13 protein-coding genes and 2 pseudogenes are annotated in these 16942 nt (G+C 56.7%); 11 read left to right on the forward strand and 4 right to left on the reverse strand.

The window, feature by feature from the left end:
• Window positions 1–67: 67 nt before the first annotated feature.
• A complete protein-coding gene (locus tag WGT02_RS25615) occupies window positions 68–2035 on the reverse strand; it encodes a hydrolase (RefSeq protein WP_024315098.1) in 1968 nt (655 codons plus the stop codon).
• Window positions 2036–2329: 294 nt separating this feature from the next.
• On the opposite strand from WGT02_RS25615, the gene WGT02_RS25620 reads away from it, so the two are divergent.
• The 4 genes from WGT02_RS25620 (at window position 2330) to WGT02_RS25635 (ending at window position 7564) form a co-directional block, all read left to right on the forward strand.
• Complete coding sequence (locus tag WGT02_RS25620) at window positions 2330–3673, forward strand: NAD(P)-binding protein (RefSeq protein WP_024315099.1); 1344 nt, start codon at window positions 2330–2332, stop codon at window positions 3671–3673.
• A gap of 73 nt (window positions 3674–3746) precedes the next feature.
• Window positions 3747–4835, forward strand: a complete 1089-nt coding sequence (locus WGT02_RS25625; protein ID WP_208247322.1) for a glycosyltransferase family 4 protein — start codon at window positions 3747–3749, stop codon at window positions 4833–4835.
• Window positions 4836–5306: 471 nt separating this feature from the next.
• Window positions 5307–6209 carry a hypothetical protein gene (locus WGT02_RS25630; protein ID WP_024315101.1) on the forward strand — a complete coding sequence of 301 codons (903 nt, stop codon included), beginning with the start codon at window positions 5307–5309 and terminating at the stop codon, window positions 6207–6209.
• 521 nt (window positions 6210–6730) lie between these two features.
• Window positions 6731–7564 carry an FkbM family methyltransferase gene (locus WGT02_RS25635; RefSeq protein WP_208247324.1) on the forward strand — a complete coding sequence of 278 codons (834 nt, stop codon included), beginning with the start codon at window positions 6731–6733 and terminating at the stop codon, window positions 7562–7564.
• Window positions 7565–7907: 343 nt separating this feature from the next.
• Here WGT02_RS25635 and WGT02_RS25640 read toward each other — a convergent pair whose 3' ends face one another.
• Window positions 7908–9212: a mechanosensitive ion channel family protein gene (locus WGT02_RS25640; protein ID WP_208247326.1), complete on the reverse strand. Its 1305-nt coding sequence runs from the start codon at window positions 9210–9212 to the stop codon at window positions 7908–7910.
• A 582-nt stretch (window positions 9213–9794) separates the two neighbouring features.
• On the reverse strand, window positions 9795–10070 hold the full coding sequence (locus tag WGT02_RS25645; protein WP_208247328.1) for a hypothetical protein: 276 nt from the start codon (window positions 10068–10070) through the stop codon (window positions 9795–9797).
• 1158 nt (window positions 10071–11228) lie between these two features.
• Between WGT02_RS25645 and WGT02_RS25650 the strand changes: the two genes are divergently transcribed.
• The 6 genes and pseudogenes from WGT02_RS25650 to WGT02_RS25675 form a co-directional block, all read left to right on the forward strand.
• Entirely contained in the window at window positions 11229–11540 is a 312-nt protein-coding gene (locus tag WGT02_RS25650) for a hypothetical protein (protein ID WP_024315105.1), read from the forward strand.
• An 8-nt stretch (window positions 11541–11548) separates the two neighbouring features.
• Window positions 11549–12421: a transglutaminase family protein gene (locus WGT02_RS25655; RefSeq protein WP_208247330.1), complete on the forward strand. Its 873-nt coding sequence runs from the start codon at window positions 11549–11551 to the stop codon at window positions 12419–12421.
• Between the two features lie 96 nt (window positions 12422–12517).
• Entirely contained in the window at window positions 12518–13330 is an 813-nt protein-coding gene (locus WGT02_RS25660; protein ID WP_024315107.1) for a transglutaminase family protein, read from the forward strand.
• 758 nt (window positions 13331–14088) lie between these two features.
• Window positions 14089–14430 (forward strand): hypothetical protein, encoded by a 342-nt coding sequence (locus tag WGT02_RS25665; protein ID WP_225040121.1) that lies wholly within the window; start codon window positions 14089–14091, stop codon window positions 14428–14430.
• Window positions 14431–14533: 103 nt separating this feature from the next.
• Window positions 14534–14806 (forward strand): hypothetical protein, encoded by a 273-nt coding sequence (locus tag WGT02_RS25670; protein ID WP_208247332.1) that lies wholly within the window; start codon window positions 14534–14536, stop codon window positions 14804–14806.
• Window positions 14807–15070: 264 nt separating this feature from the next.
• Window positions 15071–15376, forward strand: a pseudogene (locus tag WGT02_RS25675) (transposase); the annotation flags it as partial.
• A 36-nt stretch (window positions 15377–15412) separates the two neighbouring features.
• Here the strand turns inward: WGT02_RS25675 and WGT02_RS25680 are convergent.
• A pseudogene (locus WGT02_RS25680) lies at window positions 15413–15643 on the reverse strand (integrase core domain-containing protein); the annotation flags it as partial.
• A 71-nt stretch (window positions 15644–15714) separates the two neighbouring features.
• On the opposite strand from WGT02_RS25680, the gene WGT02_RS25685 reads away from it, so the two are divergent.
• Window positions 15715–16929: an IS701 family transposase gene (locus WGT02_RS25685; protein WP_208244986.1), complete on the forward strand. Its 1215-nt coding sequence runs from the start codon at window positions 15715–15717 to the stop codon at window positions 16927–16929.
• Window positions 16930–16942: the final 13 nt, after the last annotated feature.

Below are 16942 nucleotides of genomic sequence, written 5' to 3' on the forward strand. Positions count from 1 at the left end.
TCCCTTATGACGTCTGTCTTGCCTTGAAAGCGGGGTACGATGAGCCAGAACCGCTCCTCAACGGTGCTCATCGATAAAGATGTGCCGACACTCCTCGTAGGATATGCGCCAGTTCCAGCGCAGCAAGCAGGGCCGACTTCATGCGAGGAAAGTCGCGCGCAATGGCGCCTTCCCGCCAAAGCTGCGACTTCGTCGATTTCAGCCGCTTCGCAAGGCCTGTCCGATCCGTCTGCGCCAACACGTGAACGCTTTCGCCTCGGCCGAAATCGATCGAGCGCGGTCCAACACCGAGAGCCACCATGTCAAAGGAACTGGGGTTGGTGATTGCGCGCTTCAGCCGCAGCCACGCGACGTCGGCTTGCCGCATCACCTCAGCGCCGCTCTCGACATGGTCGATATAATCCAAAACACCTGAAAGCAGCGGGTTGCCTGCCGCGGCATCGATGACATCGTGAGCGATCGCACCGGCGTTGCCAGATACTGTGCCATCTTCGCGCTCCGTCAGGTGGCGCACCGAAGGGATCGCCGGCTCGAAGAGGCTCTCTATGATGTGCCAGTAGCGCAGGACAACCGTCTCGATCTTAAGCGGATTATAGAGGTTCGCCTCAACCACCAGTCCGGTCACATCAGGAAAATGGTCCTCGCTTAACCCCTTGTAATTGCAGCGGGCAAACTGAACGGTTTCGAAATGCCGCTCTGGAAGCCCCGCGGCCAGCAGCCGCTGGGTACTGCCATAGAGTCCGGTGTCGCAAAGGATGATACGTGTCGCGGGGCCGCAGCTGATGTCGAGATGACGTTTGAAGAGCTGGTTTTGTCGCGCAACGTCCTCAAGCACCGGCAGGCCGGAAGGGCTATTCAACATCTCGAAGAAGTGCGCCGGTGCAAACGTCGCGTCCCAACTGGGCGGCAATTCGTATGTGGCGCCGCCCAATGCATGCGCCACCTGCGCAAAGCTGCTTTTTGCAAATTCCCGGCCAAGCTCGTCGAGAACGGCGCAGTTGCGCGTCTCCAGCGCTGTGCGTGCCGCAACCAGTCTCGAAACGAGGATGTTTTCGCGCCGGATGTCGAGAGGAAGCTGCAACCTTGCAAGGAGTGCTTCAAATGCTTGGCGAATGCCAATGCCCCCTCGGGCGCAGAAGGCCAGCGCGCAGTCCCCCTGCGCCTGGGCCTGCGTTGCGTAAAGCCAGATATGGAGGCAAAATTGCGCGACGATCGGTCCAAAAACCTCACGACCGAATGAATTCCTGTCACTCACGGCACGAAATGCCGGACCAGAAAGCGCAAGGTGACGGCGAAAGCCTCTGATTGCCTCGCTACGCGCGCCATCGGCGCGCGCGGCGTAGCGCCGGATAAGGCCCTTGGGCATATGAACGGTATGGATACCCATCGTTTGAGGCACCGCGTGATCGGCAATATGGTCGTCCCCGATGTGCAGCATTCCCGAGGGGGAAATGTTCTCGGCGGCAAGGACGGCAGAAAACAGTCGCCCGGAGCGCTTGCTCGCTCCAACCTCAGCGCTCGAATAGACCTTATCGATGAGACCAGGGCCATGAAAGTGGGCGATCAATTCGCAGAGCTGGTCGGCGGGAAGGCCGGTGTCAGAGACGGCGATGACTCTAATGCCCGCCTGGCGCTGTTGTCGCAACGCCATCGCCAGCGGGCCGTTGGCCGAAAGCGACCCCTTCTCGATGTCTATCTCAAGGCCGATGCGTGCGTGCAACAGCTCTGGCGGCAGGCCGAGGATTGCCAGCTGCCGCGCGATAATGTCCGACAGGCGAACTTCTCCCGCACCGCCTCCGACGTTCAACGCCCGATATGCAAACTTCTCGGCGAGCAACCTCACCCGAAACAGTTCCTCGGCGCTGGCATGGTATCCTCGTTGCTTCAACAGGCGTGCGAAGCGTCGCTCTCCCTCCATCACACGCGAACGCTGTGATTTCGGTTGACGCAGCAGCAACGTGTCGAACACGTCGGTGGAAATCAGGCCAATCCCGTTCAACGGGCTGCAAAGAAGATCGAGGTTTTGCCGTAACACTGCATACCCTTTGCCATCGATCAATCTGGTCCCGTCTGCAAGCGCAGGCACATACAGCGTGGTGCTCGTAAGGACAAAATGCTGCACCCGCGAGTGAGGGGCCGAAGGTATGTAACAACATCGATTGATTTATAGCAAGACGAAAAGATCATTGTTCTTGAAAAGTATAACTATCGTCCTGAAAATATTCGAAAGTTAGAATAAATTACAGATTTGTTGCTTTGCGTCATCGACTCGCGCGAAAATAGATATTAATGTCGCATTGCAGCAAAGAGGGCATATGGAGCGAAATCGATGGATGACGCGAGCCATCAGGCGACGCAGCTGTCCGCAGTCCAGCATTTCGATGTGATCGTTCTCGGCGCGGGGATCTCCGGGCTCGTTGCAGCGTCCATTCTTGCAAGCGGGGGCGAGCGGGTGGTCGTCGTCGATGACTATGGCACTCCGGGCGGCAACCACATGGATTGGACATCCCCAGAGGGATATACTTTCGACGTTGGAAGCCTCATTTTCCAAGACGACTCACCGTTACTTCGGCATTTCCCCGAACTCCTGCCTCATTACGTGCCGATTGATCCCAGCTGGGGGCGTCTCAATCCCCAGGGCAAGATAACCACCTATCCCATCTCCATCCGTGACGACATTCTGGCAGCGGGTCCGGCAGGGCTGGTTAGGATCTTTGCGTCGGTACTCTTCGCCCGGGTCTTCTTGCGGCGCATGAGCAACGCGCGAGATTTTGCGCGTTACTGGATCGGCGGCCACCTGCTTCACCGATCCGGCCTGGAGACCTATATGAAACGCTTCTATGGCCTTGCCGCCGAAGACATCGATCTCGATCTGGCCAGGAAGCGGATGCTATGGATAAGCGAATATGCATCAGTCATCAATTTGACGAGGCGCGCCTTCAAAAGGAGGCGTGCAGCGGGCCCGAAAAATCGGCAGATGGCCCGGCCAAAAGAAGGGTTTGCCACCCTTTACGAGCCGGCCGCCCGTCGTCTCGAGCGTGATGGCGTCGTCTTCCGGCTGGCGGCGGGAATGCGTGGCATAGAAAAGGTGCCGAGCGGTTTTGAGCTCTCACTGGCGGGCGGCGCAGTGTCCGCTCAGCGCATTGTCTCTACCGTGCCGATTGCCATTGCCGAAAGGCTTTGCGGGATGGCGTCGCTGCCAGTGCTCAAGACCATCACCCTCATTTCCCTCTACTTTAGCTTCTCGGGCGAGCGTGGATTCACCCAGTCGATCATCTACAACTTTTCGCACGCCGGGGCATGGAAGCGACTGACGGTCTATTCGGATTTCTACGGCCGGGTGAACGGGCGGGAGTATTTTGCCGTCGAGGTGATTGCCGGTCACGTCGGGACGATTGACGAGGCCGAGGCCGATTTTCGGCAACACGCATGTGGCAACGGCATGTTTGCCGGCGACCTCAAGCTCGAGGGTAGTCAAGTGCTTGAGAATGCATATCCGATCTACAGCAAAGGGGCCGCCCAGAACGCCGCGAACGCGATTGCCAAGCTCCGTATGTTCGGGATCGAGTCCATCGGGCGCCAGGGCGGGTTCAACTACCAGCCGACCGCCAGGGTGTCGACGATGGAGGTGGAGGCCGCAATCGGGGTGAGTGGCGGCAACCGCGGCAATTGACAGGGACTGTCGACACCTAAAATGCAAGAAGAGGCGAGCTCGGCTTGCCGGAGCGCGAAGGACATGACGAACGATGCGGATCCTGCATATCCTCAATCATACCCAGCGCCAGAACGGGCATGTTCATGCCGCAGTCGATCTGGCCTGTGCTCAGGCCGCGCTCGGGCATGACGTTTGCATCGCAAGCGGAGGAGGGGACTTTGACCCACTCTTGCACAGCAAGGGCGTTTTGACCGTGCGCGTCGATCATAAGAGAAGTATCCCGAGCCTGGCCAAAGCCTTTTTTTGCCTGCGCGGTCACATTCGCGAATTTAAAGCCGAGGTTGTCCATGCGCATATGATGACCAGCGCTGTCCTGGCATTCCCGATCTGCAAGATCGCGGGGATACCTCTCATCACAACCGTTCATAACGAATTCGAAAAGAGCGCGACGTTAATGGGATTGGGAACACGTGTGATTGCCGTGAGCGACGCTGTCGGGGCAGCAATGCAAAGGAGGGGTGTTTCCGCTTCGAAGTTGCACGTTGTCCTCAACGGCACAATTGGTTCGAGCCGGCTGGAAGCGCGAATGGAGGAGCCGGCGGCGCTGCAGTCGCCAAGCATTCTTTTTGTCGGTGGGCTCCACCCTCGCAAGGGCCTGCCGGATTTGTTTCATGCGTTCGATATTGTCCACGAGAGCTTTCCAGCAGCGCGTCTCTATGTTGTCGGCGACGGTCCATTTCGAAAATCCTACGAGGAAATGGTTTCGTCTCTCGCCTGCGCAGCCGCTGTCACCTTTGTTGGGTCCGCGAGGGACCCCTATCCGTATATGCTGGCGGCCGACATTTTCGTCCTGCCCTCGCATGCCGACCCAGCGCCCCTTGTCCTGTCGGAGGCACGCGAGGCAGGTTGCGCGATAATAGGCACGGAAGTGGATGGCATCCCGCAACTGCTGGAGCACGGCAAGGCGGGAATTCTTGTGCCGCCGCACGATCCGTCATCGCTTGCAAATGCAATCTCTGACCTGTTGCGGGTGCCTGAACAGATCGCAATATGGAAGGTCAAGAGCCAACTGCGCATTGAGAACCTGACGATCGACCGTGTAGCCCGCGAGACGATGCAGGTATACTTAGCGGCGGCGGTTCCAAGGCGGGTGAAGATGGCGGCTGCTGAAGGGAAGTAGATTCCACTTGCCGCCGGCATGGCGTGCGGTGCGATAAATATTTTTCACAATATATCAGTAGATTGGTCGATAATTAGTCGATATGCTGCACTGCAATGTAGTTAGTTTTGTGAGATCGTTCCGAAATTAGAAACATAATGCCTTCTGTGGACTCCATTACTTCTATTCGCCGCGAAATAACGAAACGACCGTGGATATGGAGGAAAATCGCAAGGTTATCGCCAACACTAAGATCGCAATTGCGACAGTTGCGACCCCCGTGTCAGACAAATTTGACGCAGCTGCGAAATACCACATCCCCGATACGGAGTGGTTCGCGCCCGGACCATTCCGGCGACAATGTGCCTAGGGTGCGGCTCCTGCAATGCGCATTGGCCGTCTTGAACGAACGTTGCGGCGCCCTTCGCGTTACGACTTCGCTTTCTGTTTGAAACACCGGTTTGATATCTCGCTCGATCGGAAGGAACCCATATGCTGGAGAAGCCATCTGACCCAAGGACATTCGGAACGTTCTGGTACGGAGGGCGCCTTGATGCGCTTGAGCAGGCGTGCGCTCATTCGTTTATCAGGCATGGCTACCGCCTTGTACTCTTTTCATATAAACCGATCGAAAATGCCCCCGATGGAGTGGAGCTGCGCAACGCGGCGGACCTTTTTCCAGAAGAATTGACGAAACGCTTCCTGTTGAACGGCAAACCGCATCTGACGCCGTTTTCCAACCTGTTTCGCTACAAAATGATCAGGGACTGCGGTCTGGTGTGGACCGACCTCGACGTCCTTATGATCAAAAGGCTTCCGGACGAACTGCCCGATGACATCGTCGTGCGAGAAGAGCAAGGCGGCCTGAACAACGCCGTCCTCTACATTAGATCACAGCACACCTTGGACAAGCTCATTGAACAATCCATGGCTGTTGCTGGCAGGAACCTCGTTTGGGGCCAGACCGGGCCGATTCTGCTGACGCAGGTTGTCAACGAACTTCACGAGAAAATCGAGACAACCAGCCACTCGGTCTTCTACCCCATTGAACATTATGACCTGTTTAAGATCTTCCTCAGGGAATTTGCCGACGAATGCAGGGAAAAGTGCCGCGGCGCCGCGACCATCCATCTGTTCAACAACATCCTTTCCAAGATGGGATACTGGAAGAACATGGCACCGCCGGCCGGCAGTTTCTTCCACCAGAAGCTCGAAGAGACTGGAGGCCTTTCATTCTTTCGAGATATCTATCCGGAGAATGTGATGGTTCATATGACCGAAAATTACCGCATGCGGTTGTCCGGACAGGCGCTCGGCATCAAAGCGGTCATGGCGCAGTTGATACCCAGCATCGGCAGGACCTGGCGTCACTACCATCCCGCGCAGAACAGTTGACGGTGACCGTGCGCCGTCGTCTCGCCCTTCACGTCCGGTCGCGGACAGCTGTCGGATTTTTGCGGGCGTCATCATGCTCGACCAGAAGAGGGAAGCTAATGAACGCGATTGAATATCAGGCAGGCATGAACATCGATGACATGATCGGCGTCGCCGCAAGCATTTTGAGCTCGGCGAGGTCGACATCCGTGGAGCCGTCAAGCGCGAGAAGCGTCCTCATCGAGGCAAAGCGTGTGTCGTACGGGATTGCAACGGAAGCTGACGTTCGCGCTCACTTCGAACGGCTCGCTCGGGCCTGTTTGGGCCAACACTCAGCGGGCACGGGCTGACGGGTCGGCAGCATGCATACTGCTCCAATACAGCCGCTGGACAAACCGGAACGGGAAGGGTCATCCGCAAGGGTTGCTTTCGTGGCTGACAGCAGGTGCCTTTCTGTCCCCTGCGACCACCCGCGGACGGTCATTGATGTGAAAAGACTACGCGACGATAATGTCGCTCAACGCGTAAAACGGATAGGCAATATGCTGGACGCAAGAAAGTTTGCACTTTCGAGTATGGCGATGATCTTCAACAGATTGCACCAGAACAAGAATTTGCAGAAAGCAGTATTCAATGCAATTCGCCTCAACAGGCCAGAGGTCGCTGACATCATATTGGATGATGACGTCAGCTTTATCAGCTATTGCCTGTCACGGCGGGATTGGTCGAGAGCACAGATTTTACAGGACCTGTGGGTTTGCTACGAGTTATCCGAGAAACGAGATGGCTTTTTCGTCGAGTTCGGCTCGACGAATGGTCTGAAAAATAGCAATACTTGGTTGCTTGAGAAGCAATTCGGCTGGTCCGGTATCCTCGCTGAACCCAACCCTATTTGGCATCCGGAGTTGGCCGCAAATAGAAATGTCTCTATCGACCATCGGTGCGTCTCATCTCAATCCCATAACACGGTCACCTTTATAGCCACCGACGACGTCGACCCGGAACTGAGTTCAATTGCCGATTTTTCTCAAGGGGATCATTTCTCCGAGGTGCGCAGAACGGGAAGGCAAATACAGGTAGAGACAATTTCGCTGGACGATTTGCTGGAAACTCACCATGCGCCACCTGTGGTGGATTATCTGTCGATCGATACGGAAGGCAGCGAACTCGATATTTTGTCCGCCTTCAGCTTTGACCGCAGGTTCGACCTGATATCGGTAGAGAACAATCCTAGGACCGAAGCCGCGATACAGAAATTGTTGGAGAGCAAAGGATATCGCCGCGTCTTCGAACAATTCTCGCAGTGGGATGGCTGGTACGCATCTGCCAGGCTGCGCGACGGACGGAAAAAGCAAGTCGTCGCCCCGGCGTCGTGACGGCGTTTTGATCTGAACAGCGCGTTGATTGGGACCGGTTATGTTTGCACGCCGGCGCCTCGAGGCTTGTGGTATTGGCCGCAGGAAGCTCGGCGCACCGCCCGGCAGGGCAAGGGGTCCTTGCTCCCGTCATTCTCGGCGCGAGGTATGGCAAGCGGAGGAGATCTCGCCAGCCATTGTTGCAGCCTATCTTTGGGCGACCCGCGTAGCCCTCTGATTTTCGGACGGATACCAGAACGGGGCGGTTGAAAAACATCGACTTGCAAGCGTGTGACTCTTGCCGAAAAAGGCCGCCGCTTGGCACTGCTGCCTGCAACAAAGGACGTCGTCGATCTGGTGTGCTCTATTCTGGCTCGGAGGGGCGCCGAGCAATTTCGACAGGCGTCTTCATGATGATCTCGCGATGCGGGAAGGGAACCGAAATCCCCGCTTGCTTGAAGGCGTCCCACAACGCCATGAGTACCTCGCCGCGAATGTTGGTCAGCCCGTTGCTCGGATCAGAAATCCAGAACCTCAGCTTGAAATCGAGCGAAGAGGATCCGAAGGCCGTCATCCAGCACACCGGCGCGGAATAGGTGTTGGCGATGCGAGGAATGCTCTTTGCCGTTTCTATTGCGATGCGCACGACATCATGCGGGTCGCTGTCGTAGGACGTTCCAAAATCGACTTCGATACGGACGTAGTCGCTGGAGAACGACCAGTTCACCACTTGCTGCGAGATAAAGTCCTCATTCGGTATAAGATATTCTTTGCCGTCTCTGGTAATCACCGAGACGAAACGGGAGCGCAGATCCCTGATCGAGCCGAACGTTTCGCCGAGTGAGATCGTGTCGCCTGGCTTGATGGACTTGTCGAGCAGGATGATGACACCGGAGATGAAATTGGACACGACCTTTTGTAAACCGAACCCGACACCGACGCCCACCGCACCCGAGAACACCGTCAGGGCGGTAAGGTCGATTCCCGTGGTCGATAGTGTGATCGCCCCTGCCAATATGATCAAACCGATCTTGATGAGCTTGCTGATGAGTACCTTGAACGAGGGCGAAAGGTCGGTGGACCGCTGAACCCAATGAGAAGAAACGTTTCCAACCAGTACGGCGAGCCAAATCAGGGCAACCGCCAGAACGATCGCTTCCATGATCAAGAGCAGTGAGAATCTTACGGCACCGATTTTCACCGCAGCGCTGTCGAGACCCGCAATGACCGGGCCATCGAGCCCAACCGTGTAAAGGGCGATGTAGCACCAGCTTCCAATCGCAACGACGCGTGCGAGCGTCTGATTGCGAATGATCCTCGTCAGCACCGCTACGACGAACCATGCAGCCGTGAGTGCCAGCGCCGTTGTGATAAGCCATCGATGGGAGGGCCACGCATAGCGCGATAGCACGCCTTCCACGAGCCACAACCATACGATCAGGAAGAGCCAACGCAAGCGTCTAAGGAAGGCGACAATAACGCGTAGCAGGTCCGGGTTTCCCCTGATCTTGCGCGCTCGTGCTTCGAAGATTGGCTCTACGCGTTTTGCAGCGAATGTCGAAAGCAGGAAGCCCAGAACCATCAACCCGCACTGGTAGAGTGTCCATGCATTTAGAAGAACCGTCCGGACCCAAACCTCAGCTTCTCTGAAGACCTCTTCGAAACCCACCACTACTCCCCTTATACCAGTGCTTTCAGATTCCTGGGCACCGCTGATTTTCCGATCTGAATCGTAGCATCTGCGCCGCTGCGGCTCTAGCAGGCATTGTTGGGCAATCCCTAAAGCCTTCAGATGCCGCGGAAAAGAAGGATGCGCCGCTACCGTCGCGACTGATGAGCCGTGTCATCCTCCATTGGTCCGCCGACGCCAACGAGGAAACCACCGGCTTATGCCGCTGTGGTTGGTCAGGAAAATGAACGCGTAGCGGCTGGAACGGTACCCTGAATAGCTCGGCGATTCTTATTGACTGGTTTGTAAAGCAGTGTGTCGACCGGCACATATCCGAAGTGCTTTCGAAGTTTGCCGGCCAAGGCACCACGATCTGTGACACCTTCCCTGAACAATTTCATCAACAGTCGCGCCGCCACATCGGACTGTTGACTGTTCGTGGCTGTGAGCTGTCCGGTGTACCCAGCCTCATTTAGCACCCTTTGGATAAACGCTGTCCTTTGCTTGGCCGGATTTCTTTTGACGGTAAGGAATCTTGCCTCCTTTTCGACGGTCCGATATATGCCGCTACGCTGGGTTTGCCTATTTTCGCGAGCTTTGCTGGCTGCTGAATTGACAAGCAGCGAGGGCAGATATGGCTCGATGGACGATCTGAGCGGAATCGACCGCGTTATTGCCAGCAACATGACGGCAATGGGCCTGCACGATGCGCCCGATTTCGTCCAATCTCTGTCGCATGATACCGTCGTCGGCCGCGACGGATTCTTTCGACCTAGTTCTCAGCTGCGACGAGAGTTGTTGAAGAACTGCAAGGCGCTCGTCTACATTCATCTCGGTAATTTTGCGCAGATGATCCATCGTATTGTCTCCAGCTTGAGCAGGGAGATGTCCGATCGGATCCAGAAGAAATGCCTATGTCCGTCGGGTGCAGACCCGTATTAACAAGTGGCGTTGATCCAAGAGCAATACAATATGAGGCGCGCGAAATACCCGCAGGGTCCACCACCATTGGCCGAACTGACCAATGTAACGACCATTGCACTCGGGTGAGGGCGTGTCTGCTTCAGAGATTCAGGACCGCCGACCTCGGCGTATCAAGGAAGGTTGTGTCACGCTTCCCAGGAGGCTTCTGGCATAGAGAGTTACTCAGCCTGCGCCCGTGGCCGCGTTTGAATTTGCGGGTAAAAGGAACAGCCGAACAGGGGAAGCCAGATAAAGTACATAGCGCTCGGCCGCATCCGCCAGCGCCAGCGCTGCCTCCCCCTCGCGCCATCCTGCATTTGTTGCTGAGATCACAATCGTCCGGGCGATCTTATCATTACACAACAACACTCTGCGTCGCGGCGCGGACCACCAACATGGAAACTAGGTGACGTAATTTATTGCATATTCTGTCTCCATGCGTCAGGAACGGTATCCGTGCGCCACGCCGTGAATAACGACCGACTTATCATGCCCGCCGGATAGAGCTTGCCCAGAATTTCCGACTATGTTTGACGATGGATGTCGCAGGACATGATGTCGTCCTTTCGGTAGCGGCAAGAGTGTGTGGACCCTGATCAGCAGCGCCCTGAATCTTGCTGCCGAAGTCGAGACGAAGCGCCTTCGGATGGCGCCAAGCAGGTTATTAATACGAGTTGTCTCATATGCCTCTGAACGCTTAGGCCGCCCGACGCGCATTCGTTTTGACTGCGCTAGCGTATGAGTGCACAGTGCCGGCTTCGGGAAGCTGTTGGAAGCGACGGTTCGAAGGACGCTGCCGCTACTCTCTCGCAACGATTGAAGATAACGGCCTGCGAGCCGAGGTGGAGCGGGCGCTACGAAGGCATGTAACTTTTTGATGCGACCTGTTCTCATCTAGGCAAGTGGCCGCTTGTGATCGCGGATGTCGTGTGCAGGAACATTGTTTATGACATCGGACGGATCTCTGATCCCGATGCTGCGTTTTCCAATTGCTATCCGGGCCGGTTGCCAACCTGATCCAGGCCGCCGTCTCGCCCTGGATACTGAAGGGTCATGGACGCCATGGAAAACGATCACTGGATCGTCGACGATTTCGGAATGCACTCCGAAATGCGCGACGGAACGTTCGAAATAGAAGCGCACAGACTTGCCGAACTGACGTCTGTTGATGACCGGGATATTCTGTATTGGCCTGTGTATATCGCCAGCGAAACCCGATTCGACATAGAGCGCTTTCTCGAAGCCTATGAGGAGGCGCTTGTGAAGCACGCAGGCAGATACGCGGCGGTCATGAATCCGTCCCTTCTGGCCGAGAGCGCGGAGGCGGCTCGCGACATCTGGGGAGAACGTCCCGTTTGCGGGTAGGCGCGACCATGAGCATCTTCTCCGTTCGTCACGTCACCTCCTATCGCTATTTCCGCGAAGTTGCTTTTGGCGAGCACCGGGTGATGTTTCGGCCCCGCGACAGCTTTGATCAACGGCTTATCGACACATCCCTGGCGATCGACCCGGAGCCGCATCGTGTGCGATGGATTCATGATGCTTTCGGCAACTGTGTCGCGCTCGTCGATATTGCATCTTCGGCCCGCGAGCTGCGTTTCGAAACCCAGATCACGCTCGATCATACGCCTCAACTCGCACTCGATTTCCAGATTGATAGTGCCGCCTTGACCTACCCGTTTTCCTACGATGCGGACGAGGTTCCCGATCTCGCGCCGGCAATTCAGCGTCACTACCGCGATTCTGACGACGAGATCGGACGTTGGGCCCGCCAGTTTGTCCGTTACGGCCAGCCGACGGAAACCGGCCATCTGCTGATGACACTCTGTTATGCCATCAGCGAGAGCTTTTCCTATCGCCGCCGCCTTGAACACGGAACACAGACGCCGGTTCAGACCCTCTCGCTGCGTTCAGGATCCTGTCGCGACTTTGCATTGCTGATGATGGAGGCGGTCCGCTCGCTGGGACTCGCCGCGCGCTTCGTTACCGGCTACATCTACGTCGCCGACCGCGATGGCAGCACCACGCTTGGAGGAGGCTCCACACATGCCTGGTGCCAGGTCTATCTTCCCGGCGCAGGCTGGACCGAGTTCGATCCGACGAACGGCATCGTCGGCAATCGCGATCTTATTCGCGTGGCCGTCGCACGTGACCCCCGCCAGGCGGTTCCGTTGAGCGGCAGCTATGATGGCAGCGTTTCCGACTTCGATGGCATGACGGTGCAGGTCAACGTTACGACCCAATGAACTGCAACGGGGGCAAACTCGCGGAACTCCACAGTGCCGTCTACGTTTGGCAATTGCGTTCCGTGCATGACCGATCTCTCCAATAAGGAATATAGGATGAAAATACATGCCGGATTCCATATAGGCTACGAGTGTACACAGCCGACCCCGATGCTGATGGCGTTGAACATTCATCCCTCCCGTCGTGTCGATCTTCTCAGCGATCAGATACTGACCTTCGACAGGCAAATCGAGGCTTGGTACTATACCGATGTGTTCGGCAATGCCTGCAGCCGCATTGTCGCTCCGCCGGGGCTGACGACGATTTCCACAGAGTTCGAGATTTATGATAGTGGGCAGCCGGATATCGTCCCGGAAGGCGCCTTTCAGCATGCGATCAACGACTTGCCGAACGAGGTGCTGGTCTTCCTGCTCGGTAGCCGCTATTGCGATACTGACAGGCTCGCTGATTTTGCCTGGGGACGTTTCTCGTCGACGCCACTCGGATGGCGGCGCGTGCAGGCTATCTGCGACTTCGTCCACAATCACATCAATTTCAATTACCTGAAAGCCGATCCGCTCCGAACGGCATATGGCGGGTTCACCGACAGGACTGGTGTCTGCCGGGATTTTGCGCATCTTGCCATTACGCTGTGCCGTTGCATGAACATCCCGGCGCGATATTGTACAGGCTATCTCGGAGATATCGGCGTGCCGGCCGATCCCAATCCGATGGACTTCAGCGCTTGGTTTCAGGTCTATCTCGGCGGTCACTGGCATACGGTGGACGCGCGGCATAATACGCCGCGCATCGGGCGTATCCTTATGGCGACCGGCCGCGACGCGACGGATGTGGCCCTGTCGACGGCGTTCGGGCCGGCAAAGCTTTCCCGTTTCGAGGTGATCACCGAGGAAGTGCAGCAAGGCTGATCTGCTGTACACGTCGGAGACGCACATCACGCTTCCGACGAGTTGGCCACCGGATTCGCCGCGAGGCGAATGATTCGATTGGGCAGTTCGATACGGAACGGACCCGAAGGCAGCCCTCTGAAAATTCGCGTCAAGCAGAAGTCGAGACTCTATGGAAAGCAAAGAGACGACGGTGCCGTGAGAGGCAACCGGCTTGAAAGCCTACCGCGAGCTATTTCGCGCACTTTATCGAAGCAGGTATTCAGGACCACGCGCATCGGCCTGTGCGACACGCCGATGCGACGGTTGTCATCCTGCACGATCTTGTCGTCCCTGCAGGATGCGTTTCATCGATGTCGGGCAATGCGAACGGGACCGAGAAATGTACGATGGTGCTCATGATGTGCGCTGACATGGCGACAGACTCCAAGTGAAGGCTGTGAACCGCTGCGGATACAAGCCTTCATCCGGCCGGTGGTATCGGGCATTGCCAATCGGAATTCGGAAGGTGGCGATCAAGGGTTTTAGATGCCCCAAGCAGCCTTATGGCCAAAATGACGATTGGACCACATTGCGTTCAAATTAACCTGACAAGTACGAAACTGGAAAAACAAAAGATATAAACTTACAATTTGTCGCTATGGGTAGAAATTAATTGGAAGATCTGCGAATAAAACAAAATAATAAATAAAATTTAAACCTAAATTACTTTAGTGTGTTATTGTGATGTTGCGCAATATTGCGTGTTTTCACTCAGATTGGATATGGACATGCGAGACATGACCTGGCTTCGCCCCGGCCTATGGGGAGCGTTATGCGGCGCGGTCGCACTTGCGATCGTCGGCTTCACATGGGGCGGGTGGGTGACCAATGGCAGTGCTCAAAAAGCCGCCGGGATCGAGCGAACCTCGGCCATCGCGGCTGCGCTGACGCCCTATTGCCTCGAGCGGGCGAAAACGGATCCGGCTTCGGCAGAGATCATGGCCGCACTCAAAGCAGCCGGCACATACGGGCGTAGCGACGTTATCAAGAAGGCAGGCTGGGCAACGCCGCTTGGCAGCAGCGAGCCAAATGCAGACCTTGCGCAGGCATGCCAGATTGCGCTTGGAAGCGCTGGCTAATTTCATAGCCTTGGAAGGATCGCGGAGCTTGAATGGAAGGCGTCATGCCACGAGCGCAAAACGGTCCGGTCGCGATCAGTCAAACAGGATCGACGGATGACCGATGCTCAAGGATAAAATCACCAAACCGGCCTCTTTCGGCAGGAATCGTAGTGCTAATGAAAACCGTCCGATAGCGAGCCCATCAGCTGAGGAATTGATTGTTCAAGCTTCAGACGCTCGTGCAACGTTGCGCAGCGGACACGGCGACATACCAGAGGATGTCGCGGCGGAGGGGAAGCTGCCGACCGAAGAGCTCCCAACGATGAAGGAGCTTGAATTGGCGCGGGATGTTCATAACAGGAAAGTTGCCCTCAAGGACGCCGATCGGCGATGATTCACCATGGCGTTCAACTTGGACCCTGAGGCTGCCGCGCGGAGGGCGGCATAGCCAAGGCCCATTTGGAGACGAGCGCTATGGTTGACCCCAATTGCGATGGGCTGGCTTAGATAGCGCCAAAGTTGCTGCCGACGCCCAGTATCGGCGTTCAACGACTCATTTCATCAGCCCCGCCGCCCTCAAAGCCGGCTCGATTGTCTTCTGGATTCCGGAGGAATGGGCTTCGCCGGGAGCGGAGGAAACCAAGCGGTCGGCACCGCCATCAAGTTGATCCTCGACAATCATTCCGCACACATCTCGAAAGAAACCAGAGCCTGGCTCGATAAACGACCGGCAGGCCGCTTCGAATTTACCTTCACGCCCAAACACGGCTCCTGGCTCAACCTGATCGAGGGCTTTTTCTCCAAGTTCGCCCGCTCCGTCCCGCGTCACATCCGGGTGACCTCAAAACATGGGGAACGCATTATGGCCGGTATCGAAGACGTCAATCGCCATCCCGTCATTCCTGGTCATACAAGCTCGCCGAGGCCGCTTGATATGATTCGAACCACGAAAACGGGCGACTAGACCACTATTAGCCGAGTGAATGGCCTTCGGATGGCCATTTCTGGTTGCTGCATTTGGGACGGTAGCGGCGGGTTGCGGTGCGGAGCCATTTCGGCCACGCAGCACCGCATCATGTCGCGGATTGATCGTCGGAGCGAACTCAGCAGGTGTCAGCCAGCCGAGCCGGAATGCGGTCGATGATCGTTGTAACCGCTGCGCCAGTTTGGGCTGATCGAGTGTGGTCAGTGACGAGAACAGCGTTTCATTCAAGAACTCGTCTAGCATTTGTGCCGCCTTGGGCGGATTTGACCTAGCATTACAGTTGCATATCTATCTGTGGTCTGAATCTATGGGTCTCCATGATTCGGAGGTCATGGATGACAGGTGCATCAATCGAGACTACGCTTGAGCTTTGGGCATCATCGTTGCGCGACGTGAAGGCTCGCATGCGCAGACTGTTTACGCAGGAGCGAGTTGCAGCCTCTGCGAACCTTTTCCTGGACGGCTTGCTGGGTGACGAGCGGCGTAAGACAGGTTGGATGCGTGCTGAGGCGGCCGGTGATCCCGGCCCGTGGCGGCAACAAGCCATTCTGGGGCGCGGGCGCTGGGACGCGGACGCACTTCGCGACATCGTGCGAGAGTATGTCGTAGAAAACCTCGCCACGGATGATGCGGTCCTGGTCATCGACGAGACGGGCTTCCTCAAGCAGGGCAAGACATCGTGCGGTGTTGCACGTCAATATACAGGTTCGGCTGGCAAGATAACGAACTGCCAGATCGGTGTGTTCGCCGCCTATGTGTCCGTTCGCGGTCATGCCTTTATCGATCGGGCCCTGTACTTGCCCAAAAGCTGGACCGGCGATCCGGCAAGGCTGGCAGCAGCTCATGTTCCTCAGGCTACAGCCTTCGCTACCAAGCCAGGCCTGGCTGTCGAGATGATACGGCGTGCGCTGGCAGCCGATGTGCCGTTTTCATGGGTGGCCGCAGATGCGGTCTATGGCGTCGGGGACGTTGAAGGGACCCTGCGTCGAGCCTGCAAAGGCTACGTTCTTGGGGTTAAATCGGACCACCATTTCGGCTCCTGGTCGGGTAAGCCTCCGGTCGCCGGCACAGCGCAGGAGATCGCCCGTGATCTCGATCCAAGTGCATGGCAACGTCTTTCCGCCGGTGAGGGCACCAAAGGCGCGCGGCTTCATGACTGGGCCTATTGCGAACTCGCCGACCTCGATGCCGACGAATACAACGAGACGACATCTGGGCTTTGGACCCGTGGCCTCCTGATCCGGCGCAATATCAGCGACGGTGATCTCGCATTCTTCACCACATGGTGCCTGGCCGGGACGGACATCCAGACGCTCGTTTCCGTTGAAGGCCATCGCTGGGCGATCGAAGACAGCTTCGAGACCGCCAAGAACGAGCTCGGACTCGATCACAATGAAACCCGGTCATGGCATGGCTGGCATCGCCACGTCTCCCTCGTCATGCTTGCCTTCGCCATGATGGCGGTGATCCGGTACCGCGCCAATGACGCGACGCCCCAAAAAAGACCGCGGATGCCGACCATCAGGACTTGATCCGCTGGTCTAT

The organism is Rhizobium sp. T1470 (assembly GCF_042140505.1).
Classification (GTDB): domain Bacteria; phylum Pseudomonadota; class Alphaproteobacteria; order Rhizobiales; family Rhizobiaceae; genus Rhizobium; species Rhizobium favelukesii.

Coding starts and splice junctions, on each gene's coding strand:
- WGT02_RS25620 (WP_024315099.1), top strand. CDS start 2,330: ATGGATGACGCGAGCCATCAGGCGACGCAGCTGTCCGCAGTCCAGCAT.
- WGT02_RS25650 (WP_024315105.1), top strand. CDS start 11,229: ATGGACGCCATGGAAAACGATCACTGGATCGTCGACGATTTCGGAATG.
- WGT02_RS25660 (WP_024315107.1), top strand. CDS start 12,518: ATGAAAATACATGCCGGATTCCATATAGGCTACGAGTGTACACAGCCG.
- WGT02_RS25635 (WP_208247324.1), top strand. CDS start 6,731: ATGCTGGACGCAAGAAAGTTTGCACTTTCGAGTATGGCGATGATCTTC.
- WGT02_RS25685 (WP_208244986.1), top strand. CDS start 15,715: ATGATTCGGAGGTCATGGATGACAGGTGCATCAATCGAGACTACGCTT.
- WGT02_RS25645 (WP_208247328.1), bottom strand. CDS start 10,070: ATGGATCATCTGCGCAAAATTACCGAGATGAATGTAGACGAGCGCCTT.
- WGT02_RS25630 (WP_024315101.1), top strand. CDS start 5,307: ATGCTGGAGAAGCCATCTGACCCAAGGACATTCGGAACGTTCTGGTAC.
- WGT02_RS25655 (WP_208247330.1), top strand. CDS start 11,549: ATGAGCATCTTCTCCGTTCGTCACGTCACCTCCTATCGCTATTTCCGC.
- WGT02_RS25670 (WP_208247332.1), top strand. CDS start 14,534: ATGCTCAAGGATAAAATCACCAAACCGGCCTCTTTCGGCAGGAATCGT.
- WGT02_RS25665 (WP_225040121.1), top strand. CDS start 14,089: ATGACCTGGCTTCGCCCCGGCCTATGGGGAGCGTTATGCGGCGCGGTC.
- WGT02_RS25625 (WP_208247322.1), top strand. CDS start 3,747: ATGCGGATCCTGCATATCCTCAATCATACCCAGCGCCAGAACGGGCAT.